This is a genomic window from Methylobacterium sp. Leaf100, assembly GCF_001422845.1.
Classification (GTDB): domain Bacteria; phylum Pseudomonadota; class Alphaproteobacteria; order Rhizobiales; family Beijerinckiaceae; genus Methylobacterium.
In genome coordinates, this window is sequence record NZ_LMMW01000005.1 from 1 (window position 1) to 16924 (window position 16924).

Genomic DNA, 16924 nt, shown 5'->3' on the forward strand with positions numbered 1-16924 from the left:
CCGCCCAGGCCGGGCGACGCTCAATCAGCGCAGGGCGCTCGTCTCAATCCGAAACCCTCGAAGCTGCCACCCATCCCGCGCAAGCGGGTTCGTTCATCCGCCCGACTCAGCCGTTCCATACGGTGAAGCTGGTCGGGTTTCGACCCTACGCGACCGCCCCGAATGCCTCGCAGCGAAAGGCCCCGTAATCGCGGCGGGCGAGGCGCTCGGCGAGCGCCGGCAGGAACAGCATCGCCTCCTCGGCGAGGGTCCAGGGCGGGTTGATCACGATGAGGCCGTTCCCGTTGAGCCGCGTCGGGTCGGGCTCGCTGACCAGCAGGTCGAGGCGCAGGGCCGGGCGGTTCAGGGCGCCGTGGAGGTCGGCCACCATGGCGTCCACCAGGGCCACGTCCTTGATCGGGTACCAGCCGAGGTAGGTGCCCGTCGGCCACTTCGCCACGGCCCTGGTCAGGGCCGCCCCAAGGCGGTCGATCTCGCCGAGTTCCTCGTAGGGCGGGTCGATGAGCACGACGCCGCGCCGCTCGGGCGGCGGGATCAGAGAGCCCAAAGCCGTCCAGCCGTCGAGATGCATCACCTTGGTGCGCGAATCCTGGTTGTAGCGGTCACGCAGGATTTCGGCGTCGGCGGGGTGCAGCTCGACGAACACCCCCTTGTCGGTGGGGCGCAGGAACTCGCGGATGAGGGCGGGCGAGCCCGGATAGGTGGTGGCGCCGTGGCGGGCCTGAACCGCCGCCACCGCCGCCCGGTAGGGGCCGAGCAGGCTCTCGACGGCCTCCGGGAACGGCGTGTCGAGGCGGCCCCAGCCCTCGGCCGCCTCGCCCGTGCGCCCGGCCTCGTCGCCCGTCAGGTCGTAGAAGCCGAGGCCCGCATGGGTGTCGATGGCCCGGAACGGCGTCGCCTTGGCCTGGAGATGCGTCAGCACCCGCGTCAGGACGAGGTGCTTGAGGACGTCGGCGAAGTTCCCGGCGTGGAAGGCGTGGCGGTAGTTCACGGGAGCACCTTCAGCGCGCTGCGTCGATGGCGACCTCGCCGGCCCGGCAATTCTGGCGCGCCACCTCGGGGCAGGGGGTGAAGCCGCGCAGATCCTTGGAGAAGCAGATCCGCACCTCCTGCAGCCGGCCGCGCACGCAAGCCACCGACATCATGTCGGGGCGCAGACCCCGGTTGGCCATCACGAACTGCCGGGCGATCTCGATGGGCGCGGCGCGGGTGTCGGCGCCGGGCTTCTGGAACGCGTCGGGGATCGTCACCGCCTCGCGCGCCGTGCGGGCCGCGCGAAAATAGGCCGCCGGATCGAGGCCCGAGCAGGTGCCGTGGCGGCGCCACTCGTGGCGGGCGAGGCCCTCGCTCGGATAGACGTCGCCGGCCGCCTCCATGGCCTGCCGGGTCGGGGACCGCTCGACGCTGGAGCAGTTCAAGGGGTAGCCCCGGGTGTATTGCGGCCACAGGCCGTGGACGACGAAGCCGAGGCCCCGGCCCGGACGGCACTGCCCGTCGGCCTCGCGCCGCGCGCCGTCCCCGTCGCAATAGGTCGGCGACCACGACAGGGCGAGGACGTAGAAGTCGAACGCCCCCGGCGTGCCGCGCTGGTCGTAGCCCTGGGCCTGGGCCGCCGTGGCGCTGCCCGCGAGCAGGGCCAGGGCCAGAACGGCCTTGCGAAAGAAGGTCACGGGCGGGCTTCGCGGCAGGCCGTGGCGTAGGCGTAGGCGAGGTTGCGGTCGAGGCCGTGGACGCAGAACTCGATGCCCCAGTCGGCGCCGATGATCCCGAGCCCGTCGCGCACGGAATAGTCGACCTTGCGCCGGACACCGTCCGAGGTGGTGGCCACCGCGCTGCAGTAGCGCCGGGGTACGAAGTCGAGGCCCCAGGGGCGCCAGGCCGTGCGCTCGATGCGCTCGTAGCTCACGATGGTGAGCGACGAGTTCCAGAACTTCGCCTCCTTCTCGGCGAAGTTCGTCGAGAGCCGCTCCAGCACCTCGGAGGCCTGGCAGCCGGGGATGTTGGCGTCGTAGTTGAACTCGCGCTCCTCGGCGGGGGTGATCTCCTCGCGGCCCGAGCGGGCCAACGCCGGCTGCAGGGTCGCGGCCAGGACGAGGCCGAGGGCGAAGGTCGTGAAGGATCGATTCGGGCGCATGCCGGCAATCTTTTGCTGGAGTCCGTACGGTTGCGCGGAACGATGGCCGCTGCCCCGTCGGAGTCAAGCTTGCCCGCCGCGCCGGCCGTCGGTTTCACGCCCCCTGGGGTACGGGGGGCACAGTCGCGGACCCGCCGGGTCGTCGGGGTTCAGTAGATCGGGCCGGACAGGCCGGGGGCCTGCAGCGACAGGGGCTCGCGCGCGAATCCCGTGGCCGGCTCGTCCAGGGGGCGCGTGGTGGCGAGGCGGGGCCGGGGGGCCGGCGCGGCGACGTAGGCGGACGGCGCGGACCGGGCGTGTGACGGGGCCTCCACCGGCGCACGGGCCAGATGTGACGGCGCGGCGCGCGGCGCATTCCGGTTCTGCGGCGTGGCCTGGGACAGGGGGGTAACGCCGTAGGGATCGTCCTCTTCTACGTCCACCGGAGCCTGGGGCGGCGCCGGCAGGCGCTCGACGGGACGCGGCCGCGCGACCGGCCGGGCCGTGGATTCGCCGCCGAGCTGGGGGGTGAACTTGATCAGCGGCTGGCAGATCCGGCGCAGGCCGCGTGGGTCGTGGCGCGCGAGATCGACGTGGATGTGGTCGTAGTGAAACACGTTGGAGCCGGGCGCCAGAACCGTCGAGAACCGCGCGCAGGCGCCCAAAAACACTTCGCGCAGAAAGCCTTGCTCGGCTTCCGTGCCGCGCCAGCCACCCTTGACGGTGATGACGTAGCCGTCGGCGAGCTTGAACGACATGATGTCGAGGGCATTGCCGAAGGAGTGCTCCGAAAGCTTGGCGCCGACCTGGTTGTTGCGGCCGCGGCAGGCGTAGGTGCCGGCGTTGATCTCGGCCACGGGCTGGCCGAAATACAGGGCGGCCGCCGGCTGGATCGTGTCGGCGAGCCAGGCTTCGGCCTCCGCCAGCGCCGGGCAGGCCAGGGTCATGCGCTGCTTGAGGGCGACGCTGCCCCCGCCCATCCGGGTGACCCGGTAGGGCTGCAGCATGCCGCAGACGCCCGGCCCCTCGATGGCCTTCACCTGGGTGATGAACTCGCCGGTCTCGACCAAGCGCTTGGCGTTGCAGGCCTGTTCGGTCTGGTCGCGCCAGGGCTCGCGCTGCTCAAACTTGTTGAGCGCACAGCCGGTGAGCCCCGCGCCGAACAGCGCAAGGGCGGAGAACGCGAGAACGCTACGCCACATGATGAGGACGATGCGCGACTTTGCGTAAACGCTCCGTCAACGCTGCGGATCGGAAGATCGGGATGTGGATACGTGTTGACAGATCGCGCGGCGGATCGGACTCCAGGGGCATGCAGTCCCTCGTCGACCTTCGCACCCGGCTCGGTGCCGGCACCCTCGATCCGCACGGCGCCATCGCCCGCGCGCGTGAAGCCATCGCGGCGCGCGAGCCGGGCCTCGGCGCCCTCGCGCACATCGCCGCCGATCCGGCGATCGTTCGGGATGGCCCCCTCGCGGGCATCGCGGTCGGCCTGAAGGACATCATCGACACCGCCGACATGCCGACGGAAATGGGCTCGGCCATCTATGCCGGCTGGCGGCCCAAGGCCGACGCCGCCATCGTCTCCCGCCTGCGGGCCCTCGGCGCCGTGCCGCTCGCCAAGACCGTGACCTGCCCCTTCGCCAGCCGCGACCCGTCCGCCACGGTGAACCCGCACGCGTCCGGCCACACCCCGGGCGGCTCCTCGTCGGGGTCGGCGGCGGCGGTGGCCGCCGGCCTCGTGCCACTGGCACTGGGCACCCAGACGGCGGGCTCGGTGATCCGCCCCGCCGCCTTCTGCGGGGTCGCGGCCATCAAGCCGTCGTTCCGCCTGCTGCCCACGGTGGGCGTGAAGACCTTCTCGTGGGCCCTCGACACCCTCGGGCTGTTCGGCGCCGGCATCCGCGATGTCGCCCACGCCCTCGCGCTCCTGGCCGATCGCCCTGGCATCGATCTGGCGGAGGGCGGCCTCGCGGCACCCCGCATCGGCCTCGTGCGCCAGGATTTCGCCGGGCCCGCCGACCCGGACGCCGTGGCGGCCCTGGATCGTGCGGCCCGCGCGGCGGAGGCCGCCGGGGCTACCGTCACCGATCTCGTCCTGCCAGGAGCCCTCGCCGAAGCCTGGGCGGTCCAGGCGATCATCCAGGCCTTCGAGGCACGCCAGGCCCTCGCCTGGGAATACGCCCATCACCGCGACGCCCTCGGGCCCGGGCTGCGGGCCGAACTCGACGGCGCCCAGGCCCTCACGGCCGACGCTTACGACGGGGCCCGCCGCACGGCGCACCGCGCCCGGCGCGTCCTCAAGGACGTGTTCTCGGAGTTCGACGCGCTGCTGACGTTCTCGGCCCCGGGTCGCGCTCCGGCTGGCCTCGCCAGCACCGGCGACCCGCGCTTCAACCGCCTCTGGACCCTCATGGGCGTGCCCTGCGTCAACCTGCCGGTCCCGGGCGACGGGCTGCCCCTGGGCGTGCAGATCATCGCCCGCTTCGGTGACGATGGACGGGCGCTCGCCGTGGCGCGGATGATCGAGGGTGCGCTGGACGAGTGAGGCCCGGGAAGGCGGCCCACTGTCGGCGCGTCGCTTGAGCCGGAACCGCCCGACGGCTATCGCCACGACTCACCCGATCCTGGAGTTCAGCCCTCGGCCCCGATGCGTTCCTGGAAGCAGGCTGTGGCCCGGGCCTTCGACGGGGCCGAGGGCTATGATGCCGCCGCCGGCATTCAGGCGCGGGTGGCCGAGGGCTTGGCCGCGCGCATCGCGGCCCTGCCCCTGGCGCCCGCGCCGCGGGTGCTGGAGGTCGGCTGCGGCACGGGTCTCCTCACGGCGGCCCTGCACCGCCGGATCGTGCCGGGCCCGTACCTCGCCACCGACATCGCGCCCGCCATGGCCCTGCGCTGCCGCGCCCGGCTCGGGCCGGGGCCCGGCTTCGTGGTCATGGACGGGGAACGGCCCTGCCTCACGCCCGGCTTCGACCTCGTCTGCTCGAGTCTGGCGGCGCAGTGGTTCGAGGACCTGTCCGGCTCCCTGGCGCGGCTCGCCGGACTGCTCGCGCCCGGAGGGCACCTCGCCGTGGCGACCCTGGCCTCGGGCACCTTCGCCGAGTGGCGCCGGGCGCACGCCGACCTCGACTTCGAGGCCGCGACGCCGGCCTATCCCACCGTGGCGGCCCTCGCCGCCCTGCGCATCCCGGGCTGCACCGTGGCGGTCTCGGACGAGCCCGTGGTCGAGGCCCATGCGGACGGGCGCGCCTTCCTCGCGGCCCTGCGCGCCATCGGCGCCGGCACGCCGGAGGGACGGCCGCCGCTGACGCCCGGGGGGTTGCGGCGGGTGCTGCGCCGGTTCGATGCCGGCGGAGCCCGGGTGACCTACGCCGTCGCGACTCTGACGATCCGGCGCATCTGATCCATCATCCGATCCACCATCCCTTGCATCATCCCTTGCCGACGCCCGAGGGCGGCTTCCAGGGCCGCGCGGGTCGGTGCCCGCAGGGGCGCCTCGTCGAGATGGTGGTCGCGCCCCCCTGCGCCTGCGATGAAGCGCGGCGCCACCGTCCCGTCGGGACCGAGCAGGGCATCGAACAGCGCGACGAAGCCGAAGCCCTCGCGCGCACACAGGGCGGACAGGCGGTCGTTGAAGGCACGGTGCAGGCGGGTGCGCTCGGCGAGGGACGGGACCTCCAGGGCCGCCACGGCCGCAGCCGTGGCGGTGCGGTCGCCCGCCACGCCTTCCAGGGCGAGGACGTGGGCGTTGCAGTATCCGTCCGCCCAGGATTCGTCCGACAGGGCCGGCGGGAACACCGACAGGACATGGACCGGGCCGAGGCCCGAGAACCAGCGGACGAGGAAGGCGCCGTAAGCCGCCGCCGTGCGGTCGCAGAAGGTTTCGAACCCCGTCTCGTCGAAAGCATGCTCCCCGTTCGCGATGCGCCGGAAGGCCGCGACGAACTCGATGTCGACCTGCCCGAACTGGAACAGGATCGGCAGGCCGCGGGCGGCCGGCACGCGGGCGAGGGCATCGGCCAGGCGTGCGAGGCGCGCGCCGTAGCCCGAGCGCGAGGCCGGGTTGTCCAGTCCCGCCGCCGAGCCCGCCGTGCACAGGACGTGGATCGGCAGGATCGGCCCGGACCGTTGCAGCCCCACCCGCCGGTAGAGCCGCGAGTGACTGTCTCCGACGAGAAGGTACGGCCGGCCGACGCGGGCGAGGGCCGGCAGGATTTCGGCCCAGAAATCCGGGTCCGCGACGACGTCGGGCCGTTGGGCGAGGTGGGCGTTCACGAGGCTCGCCGCGAGGCGGGCCCGCCCGCGCCGATGCCACAGGCGGCTGCGCGTCAGGGTGTCGAGCCCGGTCGGATCGAGGCGCAGCGGGTAGGTGACCTGCTCGTCGCCGCAGAAGCTCAGGAGGTGGAGTACGGCCGTGCGCGCATCCGGCACCGCCGCACCGAGGGCCGGCGATTGCGCGCGATACGCGTCGGGCGAGAACCCCGCCCCGGTCACCAGGGCGCAGAGGGCCTCGACCTGCCTCGGGTCGAGGTCGGGCGGCAGGAAGCGCAGGGCGGAGGGGGTCAAGGCCGCCAGGGCGGCGGCCTGGCCCCCGAACCACCGCCTCACGGGCATGGCGTGGGGGTCACGAGACCCGCGGGCGGGAGAACCATCGGCCGACCCGCTGCACGGCGTCGCTGCGCAGGGGCGCGGTGATCCGCCAGGACAGGGAGGCGCGCAGGCGCTCCACCCGGTCCTTGTGGTAGGCGAGTTCCGCCTGGGCCTCGGCGAGTTGCGAGCGGTGGGCCTCATGGCCGCCGGCCACGCGCTTGGCCCGGTCCGTCGCCTCGGAAACGAAGTCCGGATCGATCGGGGCTCCGCCGACGACGTTGCGCATGGGCTCCCGCGTGCGGATGTCGATGGGTTCACGGAACAGGATGTTGCCGTGGAACGGGTCCGAGAAGAACGGCGTGTAGTAGGCGCACCCGTCGAAGAAGTAGTGCGTCACCTGTGACCACCGGGTCCGGTCCGGATTGGTCTGGCGCGCGCCGCCGTGGAGGATGTTGGCGACCCAGATGAGCGCCTGCCCCTTTCGGGCGAGGAAGGTCTTGGGCTCGCGCTTGTGGGCGGAGAGGAGGGCGTTCCAGGTCGCATCGTAGGCGTTGCCGGGCTTCCAGGCGTTGCCGTTCTGGAAGTGCAGGGCCGTGACGCCGAGGTGCTCGTTGTTGATCACCGGCCACTTGTGCGTGCCGGGATAGTAGATCAGCGGCCCGGCATCGGCCTCGATGTCCTCCAGGGCGACCCAGACGCCGCACATGAACTTCTCCGGCACCGAGCTGAAATGCGAGGCGTCCGAATGGGTCTGCTGCTGGGTGCCGACGGGGAAGTTGAGGGTCTGGAACGGCTTGGCCTCGCGCCCGAACACCGCCGTCAGGAGATCGAGGACCGCGGGGTTGGCCGCGAGCGCCATCACGTCGGGCTGGGTCTTCCAGGCGTCCTGAACCCGCAATCCCTCGTTGGCGGCAAAGCCCGTGGCGCGCCACCGCGCCCAGTCGAAGCCTCCGTCCAGGGCGGCGCGGATCGCGGCGGCGCGGGCGTCGAAATCGGCGTCGGGAAAGTCGATGACCGCATAACCCTGCTCGCGCAGCTGGCGCGCGACGGACAGGTGCTCCGGGCTCATCGCCGGGACGAAGCCGTCGCAATCCAGGAACGGCGACTCGAAGGTGGGAATTCCGGGCAGGAGGGTGACGGCCCCCGCCGACGTCAAGGCCGCGTCGTATCCCATGGCTCTCCTCCTTGAATCGGGCCGCGCGGACGCGGGGCCACGGCTTTCACGGTTGCGGGGGCGTCTCGCCGGCGTCCAGGCTCAGCAGGAACACGCCTTGTGCGCCGATGAGGTTCCACACCCACCACGGCATGGAAAAACGCATGGGCCGGCCGCGCGCGTCGAGGGCCGTGGCCTTCTCGATCCGCGCGCCCACCGTCCGGCACAGGCCGACGAAGTCCCGGATGGTGCAGTGGTGGATGTTCTGGGTCTCGTACCACTCTTCCGGCATCAGGGCGGTGACAGGCATGCGGCCACGAAAGGCCAACTCCGCACGCACCCGCCAATGTCCGAAATTCGGGAAGGAGATCACCACCTGCCGGCCTATGCGCAAGAGGTGCTCGAGGACGATGCGCGGGTTGCGCGTCGCCTGGATGGTCTGTGACAGGACCACCACGTCGAAGGCGTCGTCGGGGTAGTTCGCCAGATCGGTGTCGGCGTCGCCCTGGATCACCGGCAGCCCGCGCGCGAGGCAGGCGTTGACGCCCTCGCGCGAGAGTTCGATGCCGCGCCCGTCGATGCCGCGCCGGTCGCGCAGGAGCGCCAGCAGGGTGCCGTCGCCGCAACCGATGTCGAGGACCCGGGCACCCGGGGCCACGAGGCTGAGCACCACGAGGTGATCGACCCGCGCGCTCCCGAGGTCGCCGCGCGGCAGGGAGGCTGCGGCATCCCACGGGGCCGGGGCGACGACGCGGTGGGACTTCACAGCGAGGTTCTCATAGACCGCGCGCCCGGGCGGCGGCGTCGATGAAGCCGCGCGCCGCGCCGAACATCACCGGCTCGTCGAGGAGGAATGCGTCGTGCCCCTTGTCGCTCTCGACCTCCACGAAGGCCACCGCCGCCGAAGCCGCGTTGAGGGCATGCACGATGGCGCGGGAATCGGCCGTGGGAAACAGCCAGTCGGAGGTGAAGGACATGACGCAGAAACGGGTCTTCGTACCCCGGAAGGCGTTGGCGAGCACGCCGCCATGGTCGGCGGCGAGATCGAAATAGTCCATGGCGCGCGTGAGATACAGGTACGCATTGGCGTCGAAACGCTCGACGAAGCTCAGGCCCTGGTGGCGCAGATAGCTCTCGATCTGGAAATCGGCGTTGAACGAGAAGGTGGGCGCCGACCCGCCCTGGAAGCGCCGTCCGAACTTCCGGTGCAGGGCCGGTTCCGACAGGTAGGTGATGTGCGCGCCCATGCGGGCGACGCCGAGGCCCTTGGCGGGACGGGTGCCGGCCTCGAGGTAGCGCCCCTCGGCCCAGGCCGGATCGGCCATGATCGCCTGCCGGCCGACCTCGTGGAAGGCGATGTTCTGGGCCGAGTGCCGTGCCCCCGTGGCGATGGGCATCGCGGCGAACACCCGCTCGGGGTAGAGGGCCGCCCATTGCAGCACCTGCATACCGCCCATGGAGCCGCCGATACACAGGAACAGGTTCTCGATGCCGAGGCGGTCGAGGAGCATCGCCTGCGCGCGGACCATGTCGCGGATGGTCACCAGGGGAAAATCGAGGCCGTAGGCCCGGCCCGTCGTCGGTTCGATGGAGGCCGGGCCCGTCGAGCCCATGCACGAGCCGACGACGTTGGAACAGACGACGAAGTACCGATCCGTGTCGACGGGCTTGCCCGGCCCGACGAGGGTCTCCCACCAGCCGCGCTTGCCCGTCACCGGATGGGTGTGGGCGAAATGCTGGTCGCCCGTCAGCGCGTGGCAGATGAGCACGGCGTTGGAGCGGTCGGCGTTGAGGGTACCCGCAGTCTGGTAGGCGATCTGGAACGGTGCGAGGGCCACGCCGGCATCCGTCGCCAGGGGCTCGTCCAGGCCGAATTGCGCCAGATGCCCCTGGGTGGCCTGCGCCTTGGCCTCGATCACCGGGGGGCCGTCCGTATCGGTCGCCTCGGCTCGGGTCTGGGTGGGAGGATCGAGCGACATGGTCATGAGGGGGAGATCTGACGGGGGAGGTCGCGGGACGAAGTGGGCGGTCGCCATGCGGAGGAGGGGAGGCGACATCCCGGCGGCGTGCGGAGCCGTCGCGTCGCAGATGGAGGTAGTGTGCGCCTCGCCGAGCGTCAACGAAACCATGCGTCATCGGGGTGTGCGTCATCGGGGGATGGACGCGCGTCGAACCCGCATACCGCGTCGAAACGGTGTAGACGTGAATCGACATCCTGCCAGGTCGAGGGGGTGTCGTCGTTGCGAAGAGATGTCTCGGCGTCGTCCACCCGACGAAGCGGTGAAGCGTTTTACGGCGGACGTCTTCGTCTCCGCTGCAACGCGCCGCCCTGTCCAAGGAATTCAAACCGTTGCCCGAGCCCGTGAACGCCCTGCCCGACGCTCTGATCGCCCTGGGCTGGTCCCCGTTCTTCGCCGATCAGATCGCCGACAGGCCGGGTATGCCGGCCCGCATCGGCATGGTCCATCGCTCGCGCATGAGCGCCATCGGGCCGGAGGGCTCCGTCAAGCTCGCCCTGGACCACAACACCAACACCGGCGCCTACGCCGTGGGCGACTGGGTGCTCATCGATCCCGCCGCCCGCACCCTCCTGAGCCGACTGGAGCGGCGAACGTTGCTGGCGCGCCGCGTCGAAGGCTCGAAGGTCCCGCAGCTCGCAGCGGCCAACGTCGACACCCTGTTCATCGTCACCTCGTGCAACGCCGACTTCAATCCGGCCCGGCTGGAGCGCTACCTGGCGCTGGCCAACCAGGCCGGGACCGAACCGGTGATCCTCCTGACGAAGGCCGACACGGCCGCCGACGCCGAGACCTACCGCCGCGCGGCCGAGGCCCTCCAGCGCGACCTGCCCGTGGTGATGATCAACCCCCGCGAGCCGGACGCCATCGCGGCCCTGGCGCCGTGGTGCGGGCCCGGCCGGACCGTGGCGCTCGTCGGCTCCTCCGGGGTGGGCAAGTCGACCCTGGTCAACACCCTGGCGGGCGACGGCGTGGAGGAGCCCCAGCTCACCGGGGGCATCCGCGAGCACGACGCCAAAGGCCGCCACACCACCACGGCGCGCTCGCTCCACGCCATCGCGGCCGGCGGCTGGGTCATCGATACGCCGGGAATGCGCACCCTTCACGTCAGCGACGCGGCGGACGGGATCGAGACCCTGTTCGCGGAGATCGTCGAACTGGCGCCACTGTGCCGGTTTCGCGACTGCACCCACGCGCACGAGCCCGGCTGCGCCGTCCAGGCGGCGGTGACCGAAGGCCGTCTCGATCCCGAGCGCCTGTCGCGCTGGCGCAAGCTCCTGGACGAGAACCGGGTGAACACGCCCGTTCTGACCGGCCCGCGCGGCAACAAGAAGCGCTGAGCCGCCCGTGAGCGCGTGGCCTCCCCTCGACCGGGACCGGTTCGCCAAGTGCCGGGCACTGATGGAGCGCGGTGCGACGCCGGGCGAGCGTGCGGCCGGCCGGGCCGCCGCCGCCCGCATCGCCGCCGCCGCCGGTCTGACCCTGGCGCAGGCGGAGGCGTTCGACGCACCGAGGACGCGGCCGGCGCCCTCCTATGCCTGGCGCGCATCCAAGACCGCCTCCACGACTGCGCCTGAGCCGAAGGCTCCGCCCGCCCCGATCACCGTGGAGGAGTTGCAGGCCCAGAAGCGTGCCGCCGAGGCGCGTCGGCGCAAGCTGGCGGCGCGGGAGGCCCGGCGCCTGCGGGCGCTTCATGCCGAGCAGGAACGGCAGAGCGCCGCAATCCGGACCGCGCAGGGCGAGCGCGACCGGGCCTGGGCGGAGGCACGAGCCGGCGGACCGACAAACGAAACCCATCCTGTAACCGGATCGCATCTTGGCTAGCCGCTACGGCCTCGAGATCCGTGCCACGAGCGCCGCCGATGCGCCCGGCCTCGCCGTGCTGCTCGCCGAGATCGGGCTTGCGATGCCGGCCGAAGCCCTGGCCGAGCGCCTGGAAGCGATACGGACCGGGCCGAGTGTCGCGCTCGTCGCACAGGAATGGGGGCCGCCGAGCGGCCTCGTGGTGCTGCACTGGTACCGGAGCGTCGCCGAGGCCCGTCCCGTCGCCCAGATCACCACCCTGTTCGTGGGAGCCGAGCAGCGCCGGCGCGGCATCGGACGGCTCCTGCTCAAGGCCGCTTCGCAGGCAGCCCGCATGGCCGAGTGCGACACCCTTCAGGTCGTGGCGTCGGCCGACTCCGCCGACCTTGCCGATTTCTGCCGCGCCACGGGCTTCACCCCGGGCGGCCCCGGCTTCGTCCGACCCCTGCGCAAGGGCCGCTGAACCGCGGCCTCGCCTCGTCAAGCCCGGCAAGCTTTGTTAGACGGTGCCCCTCGCGATCACCCCGGCCCGTTCCATGTCCTCCGCCCTGTCCCCCGAGACCCCCGTCTCCACCCGCCCGGTGCCCCGCCCGGGCGTCCTCGCCATCGAGGCCTATGTGCCTGGCAAGAGCGGCGTGCCGGGGGCGCACAAGATCCACAAGCTCTCGTCCAACGAAACGCCCCTGGGGCCGAGCCCGCTGGCCCTGGCCGCCCTGCGGGAAGCGTCGGGCAAGCTCGAACTCTATCCGGACGGCACCTCGGCGCGCCTGCGCGATGCCATCGGCCGGCGCTACGGCCTCGATCCCGCCCGCATCGTCTGCGGCGCCGGGTCGGACGAACTCCTGTCCTTCCTCGCCTACGCCTATCTGGGGCCGGGCGACGAGGGGATCTTCTGCGCCCACGGCTTCCTCGTCTACCGCATCGCCATCCTGGCCGCCGGCGCCACGCCCGTCGTGGTGCCGGAGCGCGACCTCACGGCCGATGTCGACGCGATGCTGGCCGCCGTCACCTCGCGCACGAAGATCGTCTACCTTGCCAACCCCAACAACCCGACCGGCACCTACCTGCCGTTCGACGAGGTCCGTCGCCTGCACGCGGGCCTGCCGCCGCACGTGCTTCTCGTCCTCGACGGGGCCTATGCCGAGTATGTCCGCGCCAACGATTACAGTGCCGGCCTCGACCTCGTGCTCGAATCCCAGAATGTGGTGATGACCCGGACCTTCTCGAAGATCCACGGTCTGGCCGCCTTGCGCATCGGCTGGATGGTCGCCCCGGGCGAGGTCGCCGACGCGGTCAACCGCATCCGCGGGCCGTTCAACCTGTCCGGCCCCGGCATCGCCGCGGGGGCGGCGGCCATCGCCGACGAGGTGCACGTGGCGGGGGCGATCGCCCACAACGACACGTGGCTCGCCCGGCTCGTCGAGGGTGTGACAACCCTGGGACTCACCGTGACGCCGAGCGTCGCCAACTTCGTGCTGGTGCACTTCCCCGATGAAGCCGGCCGCTCGGCGGCGGAGGCCGACGCGTTCCTGACCGCCCGGGGGATCATCACCCGGCGGGTCTCGTCCTACGGCCTGCCCCATGCCCTGCGCGTGACCGTCGGCAGCGCCGAGGCCAACGCGGCCTTCCTCGCCGCGCTCACCGACTTCCTCGGGGCCGCCCCACGTGCCTGAGCTCGCCACACCCGTCGTCGACACCCTCGCCATCGTGGGGCTCGGGCTGATCGGCTCGTCCATCGCCCGGGGCGCACGCCAGTACGGCCTCGCCCGGACCATCGTGGCCATCGACGGCAATCCGGGCGTGCTGGAGCGCGTTCGGGCCCTCGGCCTCGCCGATACGGCCACGGACGACGTCGCGGCCGGCGTGACGGGGGCGGACCTCGTGATCCTGTGCGTGCCGGTGGGCGCCGTCGGGGCCGTGGCCGAGGCCATGGGCGGCGCTCTGAAGCCCGGCGCCATCGTGTCCGATGTCGGGTCCGTGAAGGCCTCGGTGGTCGCGGCCGTGGCGCCGCACATTCCCGAGGGCGTCGCCTTCGTGCCGGCCCATCCGGTGGCGGGCACCGAGTATTCCGGGCCCGATGCCGGGTTCTCGACCCTGTTCTCGGGGCGCTGGTGCATCCTCACCCCGCCCGAAGACACGGACCCTGCGGCCACCGCGCGGGTTCAGGCCTTCTGGGAAGGGCTCGGCGCCATCGTCGAGTCCATGACGCCCGAGCACCACGACCTCGTGCTCGCCATCACCAGCCACGTGCCGCACCTCATCGCCTACAACATCGTTGGCACGGCCGCCGACCTCGAGGCCGTGACGCAGTCCGAGGTGATCAAGTTCTCGGCCGGCGGGTTCCGCGATTTCACCCGCATCGCCGCCTCCGATCCGACCATGTGGCGGGATGTGTTCCTGACCAACAAGGACGCGGTGCTGGAGATGCTTGGGCGTTTCAACGAGGATCTCGCCGCGCTCGCCCGCGCCATCCGCTGGGGCGACGGCGACGCCCTGCACGAGCTGTTCACCCGAACCCGCACCATCCGAAAAGGCATCGTCGCCATGGGCCAGGAGACGGCCGAAGCCGATTTCGGCCGTGCCCGGCCGGGGCCGGCACCCGAGAAGGTGCCGCCCGCCGCCTGAGGCTTCAGCCCGGGAAGGGCGGGCTCACACGAGCCCGAGCTTCTGCGCCAGGCCGATGCGCTGGAGCTTGCCGGTCGCACCCTTGGGGATCTCGTCCAGGATGAGGATCTTGGCCGGCACCTTGAAGGCCGCGAGACGTTCGAGGGCGAAGCCCCGCAGATCCTTCTCCGCCAGCGTCTGGCCTTCGCGCAGGACGATGGCGGCCGCGACATCCTCGCCGAGCTTGTCGTGCGGCATGGCGAAGGTCACGCATTGCGACACGGCCGGATGGTCCATGAGGATCTCGTCGACCTCGCGCGGCGAGATCTTCTCGCCGCCCCGGTTGATGATCTCCTTGAGGCGTCCGGTGAGCGAGAGGTAGCCTTCCGGGGTGAGCGAGCCCTGGTCGCCCGTGCGGAACCAGCCCTGCTTCGTGAAGGCCTCGGCGTTGGCCTTGTCGTTGTTCTCGTAGCCCGCCATCACGTTGTCGCCCCGGATGACGATCTCGCCGATTTCGCCGGCGGGAAGCGGCTCGCCGTCCTCGTCCACGATGGCGATCTCGGGGCCGGCGGCGAGGCCGACCGAGCCGGCGTAATGCGGCTTCGGGGGCAGGGGGTTCGAGGCCATCTGGTGGGCGGCCTCGGTCATGCCGTAGGCCTCGATCAGGGGGGCGCCGAAGGTGTCCTCGATCTCTTTCATCACCTGCGGCGGCATGGAGGACGAGGACGAGCGGATGAACCGCAGCGGGTTCGCCTCGATGACCTCCCGGTTGCGGGAGGCACGGCCGAGGATCGCCTGATGCATGGTCGGCACCGCCGTGTACCAGGTCGGGCGGACCTCACCCATCCAGCCGAAGAACTTCAGGGCGTTGAAGCCCGGGGTGCAGGAAACCTGACCGCCGGCCGAGAGCGGCGCCAGGATACCCGCGATGAGCCCGTGGATGTGGAACAGCGGCATGATGTTGAGGCCGCGATCCCCCGCCGTGAAGGCCACCGCCTGCCGGATGTTGCGGGCCGAGGCGCAGACGTTGGACTGCTTCAACGGCACGATCTTGGGGCGCGACGTGGTGCCGGAGGTGTGGAGCACCAGGGCGATGTCGTCGGGCTGCGCCGGACCACCGTTGGCGGCGGGCGCGACGGCTTCACCCGAGAACGCCAGGGTGAAGGAGCCGGCCCCTGCTTCCGGGGTCGGGCGCAGGCGCACCACCGGCACGCCGAGCTTCTCGGCGACGGCCACGGCCGGCGTCTCGGAGCCTTCGGCGACCACCAGCAGCCGGGCGTCGAGGTCGGAGAGGTAGAACGTGAACTCGTCCGCCTTGTAGCTCGGGTTGAGCGGTGCCGAGGTGGCGCCCGCCGCGATTGCGATGAAGGCGGCGGCCATCTCGGGACCGTTGTCGAGGACGATGCCGACGCGGTCGCCCCGGCCGATGCCCTGGGCGTTCAGGGCCGCGATGGTGCGCGTGGTCAAGGCGCGCAGGGCACCGAAGGTCAGGGGCACGCCGCCGGGGCTCGACAGGGCGGTGGCCTCGTCGGCGCCGGCCTGGATCAAGGCGTGGAGGGTGGTGGCGTTCTCGGCCATGGAAGATGTGTCCTTGAAATCGCTCGAAAAATTCAGGCGGCCGTGATGGACAGGCGTCCCTGCGCCCGGTCCAAACTCTGCGCGAGCAGGCGCATCAGGGCGTAGACGGTGCCGATATGCGGGGTCGGGGTGTCGGTCAGGCGCCCGAGCTCGATGATCGATCCGACCAGCGCCTCGAGTTCGATGGGTCGGCCCGCCTCGACGTCCTGCAGCATCGAGGTCTTGTGGGCGCCGACCTTCTCGGCCCCGGCGATGCGCTTCTCGATGCCGAGCTTGAACGTGATGCCGAGCTTGCCCGCGATCGCTTCCGCTTCGCGCATCATGTCGGTGGCAAGTGCCCGGGTCTCGGGGAACTGGCAGATGTCCACGAGGGTGGCGTGGCTGAGCGCCGAGATCGGGTTGAAGCTGAGGTTGCCCCAAAGCTTGAGCCAGATCTCCGCCCGGATGTCGGAGGTGACGGGCGCGCGGAAGCCGGCCTTGATGAGGCGTTGGGCCAGGGACTGGACCCGCGGGCTCATGGTGCCGTCGAGTTCGCCGAGACCGAAGCGGTGGCCCTCGATCACCTGCACCACGCCGGGCTCCGTCAGGATTGCGGCCGGATAGACCACGGAGCCGATGACGTGCTTCGGATCGAGGTGCTGGGCGATGAGGCCGCCCGGATCGGCCGTCTCCAGGTGGGTGCCGGTCAGGTCCCCGCCGTGGCCGCCGGAAAAGTACCACCACGGGATTCCGTTCTGCATGGTCACCACCATGGTCTCGGGTCCGATGAGGTGGTGCAGATCGGCGGCGATGGGGCCGACCTGATGCGCCTTGACGGTCAGCAGCACGATGTCGTGCACGCCGGCCTCGTCCATGGATTTCGTGGCCGATAGGTTCTTCACGTGGATCTCGGAGCCGTTCTCCTCGATCAGGCGCATCCCGTTGGTCTTGATGGCGTCGAGGTTGGCGCCGCGCGCGATGAAGGTGACGTTCTCCCCCGCGTTGGCGAGGCGTACGCCCAGGAATCCGCCGATGGCGCCGGCGCCGACAATGGCGATGCTCATGTGGGTGTCCTCAGATTCGTGT

The 16924-nt window shown here is 71.4% G+C and carries 17 protein-coding genes; 7 read left to right on the forward strand and 10 right to left on the reverse strand.

Annotation, left to right across the window (positions count from 1 at the left end; genetic code table 11):
• Positions 1 to 145: 145 nt before the first annotated feature.
• The 4 genes from rlmJ to ASF25_RS05230 all read right to left on the reverse strand — a co-directional run bounded on the left by rlmJ (position 146) and on the right by ASF25_RS05230 (position 3315).
• Positions 146 to 991, reverse strand: a complete 846-nt coding sequence (gene rlmJ, locus ASF25_RS05215; RefSeq protein WP_056303720.1) for a 23S rRNA (adenine(2030)-N(6))-methyltransferase RlmJ — start codon at positions 989 to 991, stop codon at positions 146 to 148.
• A 10-nt stretch (positions 992 to 1001) separates the two neighbouring features.
• Positions 1002 to 1646: a ribonuclease T2 gene (locus tag ASF25_RS05220; protein WP_056303823.1), complete on the reverse strand. Its 645-nt coding sequence runs from the start codon at positions 1644 to 1646 to the stop codon at positions 1002 to 1004.
• A 20-nt stretch (positions 1647 to 1666) separates the two neighbouring features.
• Positions 1667 to 2134, reverse strand: coding sequence for a hypothetical protein (locus ASF25_RS05225; protein ID WP_056176244.1), 468 nt, complete (start codon positions 2132 to 2134; stop codon positions 1667 to 1669).
• 149 nt (positions 2135 to 2283) lie between these two features.
• Positions 2284 to 3315: an extensin family protein gene (locus tag ASF25_RS05230; RefSeq protein ID WP_056303722.1), complete on the reverse strand. Its 1032-nt coding sequence runs from the start codon at positions 3313 to 3315 to the stop codon at positions 2284 to 2286.
• A gap of 110 nt (positions 3316 to 3425) precedes the next feature.
• Between ASF25_RS05230 and ASF25_RS05235 the strand changes: the two genes are divergently transcribed.
• Together ASF25_RS05235 and ASF25_RS05240 are read left to right on the forward strand one after the other, a co-directional pair.
• Complete coding sequence (locus tag ASF25_RS05235) at positions 3426 to 4661, forward strand: amidase (RefSeq protein WP_056303724.1); 1236 nt, start codon at positions 3426 to 3428, stop codon at positions 4659 to 4661.
• Between the two features lie 123 nt (positions 4662 to 4784).
• Positions 4785 to 5516, forward strand: coding sequence for a methyltransferase domain-containing protein (locus ASF25_RS05240; RefSeq protein WP_244472903.1), 732 nt, complete (start codon positions 4785 to 4787; stop codon positions 5514 to 5516).
• On the opposite strand, the gene ASF25_RS05245 is transcribed toward ASF25_RS05240, so the two are convergent.
• The 4 genes from ASF25_RS05245 to ASF25_RS05260 are packed head-to-tail and all read right to left on the reverse strand — an operon-like array spanning position 5480 to position 9841.
• Positions 5480 to 6727, reverse strand: a complete 1248-nt coding sequence (locus ASF25_RS05245; RefSeq protein WP_056303726.1) for a hypothetical protein — start codon at positions 6725 to 6727, stop codon at positions 5480 to 5482. The genes ASF25_RS05240 and ASF25_RS05245 overlap by 37 nt on opposite strands.
• Positions 6728 to 6737: 10 nt before the next feature.
• On the reverse strand, positions 6738 to 7877 hold the full coding sequence (locus ASF25_RS05250; protein ID WP_200927278.1) for a phytanoyl-CoA dioxygenase family protein: 1140 nt from the start codon (positions 7875 to 7877) through the stop codon (positions 6738 to 6740).
• A 46-nt stretch (positions 7878 to 7923) separates the two neighbouring features.
• Entirely contained in the window at positions 7924 to 8622 is a 699-nt protein-coding gene (metW, locus tag ASF25_RS05255; protein ID WP_056176260.1) for a methionine biosynthesis protein MetW, read from the reverse strand.
• Between the two features lie 10 nt (positions 8623 to 8632).
• Positions 8633 to 9841, reverse strand: coding sequence for a homoserine O-acetyltransferase (locus ASF25_RS05260; protein ID WP_156368867.1), 1209 nt, complete (start codon positions 9839 to 9841; stop codon positions 8633 to 8635).
• A gap of 365 nt (positions 9842 to 10206) precedes the next feature.
• On the opposite strand from ASF25_RS05260, the gene rsgA reads away from it, so the two are divergent.
• The 5 genes from rsgA (at position 10207) to ASF25_RS05285 (ending at position 14302) form a co-directional block, all read left to right on the forward strand.
• A complete protein-coding gene (gene rsgA / locus ASF25_RS05265) occupies positions 10207 to 11214 on the forward strand; it encodes a ribosome small subunit-dependent GTPase A (protein WP_244472904.1) in 1008 nt (335 codons plus the stop codon).
• Between the two features lie 7 nt (positions 11215 to 11221).
• Positions 11222 to 11698 (forward strand): hypothetical protein, encoded by a 477-nt coding sequence (locus tag ASF25_RS05270; RefSeq protein WP_244472905.1) that lies wholly within the window; start codon positions 11222 to 11224, stop codon positions 11696 to 11698.
• The gene (locus ASF25_RS05275) at positions 11691 to 12140 is read left to right on the forward strand and encodes a GNAT family N-acetyltransferase (RefSeq protein ID WP_056303730.1); all 450 of its coding nucleotides are present in this window, start codon (positions 11691 to 11693) and stop codon (positions 12138 to 12140) included. The genes ASF25_RS05270 and ASF25_RS05275 overlap by 8 nt, the downstream gene beginning before the upstream one ends.
• A gap of 73 nt (positions 12141 to 12213) precedes the next feature.
• Positions 12214 to 13350 (forward strand): histidinol-phosphate transaminase, encoded by a 1137-nt coding sequence (locus ASF25_RS05280; protein ID WP_056303732.1) that lies wholly within the window; start codon positions 12214 to 12216, stop codon positions 13348 to 13350.
• Complete coding sequence (locus ASF25_RS05285; RefSeq protein ID WP_056266581.1) at positions 13343 to 14302, forward strand: prephenate/arogenate dehydrogenase family protein; 960 nt, start codon at positions 13343 to 13345, stop codon at positions 14300 to 14302. Before ASF25_RS05280 ends, ASF25_RS05285 begins: the two co-directional genes overlap by 8 nt.
• Positions 14303 to 14326: 24 nt before the next feature.
• Here the strand turns inward: ASF25_RS05285 and ASF25_RS05290 are convergent, their stop codons facing one another.
• Positions 14327 to 15859 carry an acyl--CoA ligase gene (locus ASF25_RS05290; protein ID WP_056303734.1) on the reverse strand — a complete coding sequence of 511 codons (1533 nt, stop codon included), beginning with the start codon at positions 15857 to 15859 and terminating at the stop codon, positions 14327 to 14329.
• Positions 15860 to 15891: 32 nt separating this feature from the next.
• Entirely contained in the window at positions 15892 to 16902 is a 1011-nt protein-coding gene (locus tag ASF25_RS05295; protein WP_056266575.1) for a 2-dehydropantoate 2-reductase, read from the reverse strand.
• Between the last annotated feature and the right edge of the window lie 22 nt (positions 16903 to 16924).

What these genes read in the sequence shown, in the direction of transcription:
- ASF25_RS05225 (WP_056176244.1), bottom strand. Translation starts at nt 2,134, where the DNA reads ATGCGCCCGAATCGATCCTTCACGACCTTCGCCCTCGGCCTCGTCCTG.
- ASF25_RS05230 (WP_056303722.1), bottom strand. Translation starts at nt 3,315, where the DNA reads ATGTGGCGTAGCGTTCTCGCGTTCTCCGCCCTTGCGCTGTTCGGCGCG.
- ASF25_RS05235 (WP_056303724.1), top strand. Translation starts at nt 3,426, where the DNA reads ATGCAGTCCCTCGTCGACCTTCGCACCCGGCTCGGTGCCGGCACCCTC.
- ASF25_RS05245 (WP_056303726.1), bottom strand. Translation starts at nt 6,727, where the DNA reads ATGCCCGTGAGGCGGTGGTTCGGGGGCCAGGCCGCCGCCCTGGCGGCC.
- ASF25_RS05250 (WP_200927278.1), bottom strand. Translation starts at nt 7,877, where the DNA reads ATGGGATACGACGCGGCCTTGACGTCGGCGGGGGCCGTCACCCTCCTG.
- ASF25_RS05260 (WP_156368867.1), bottom strand. Translation starts at nt 9,841, where the DNA reads ATGACCATGTCGCTCGATCCTCCCACCCAGACCCGAGCCGAGGCGACC.
- ASF25_RS05280 (WP_056303732.1), top strand. Translation starts at nt 12,214, where the DNA reads ATGTCCTCCGCCCTGTCCCCCGAGACCCCCGTCTCCACCCGCCCGGTG.
- ASF25_RS05290 (WP_056303734.1), bottom strand. Translation starts at nt 15,859, where the DNA reads ATGGCCGAGAACGCCACCACCCTCCACGCCTTGATCCAGGCCGGCGCC.
- ASF25_RS05295 (WP_056266575.1), bottom strand. Translation starts at nt 16,902, where the DNA reads ATGAGCATCGCCATTGTCGGCGCCGGCGCCATCGGCGGATTCCTGGGC.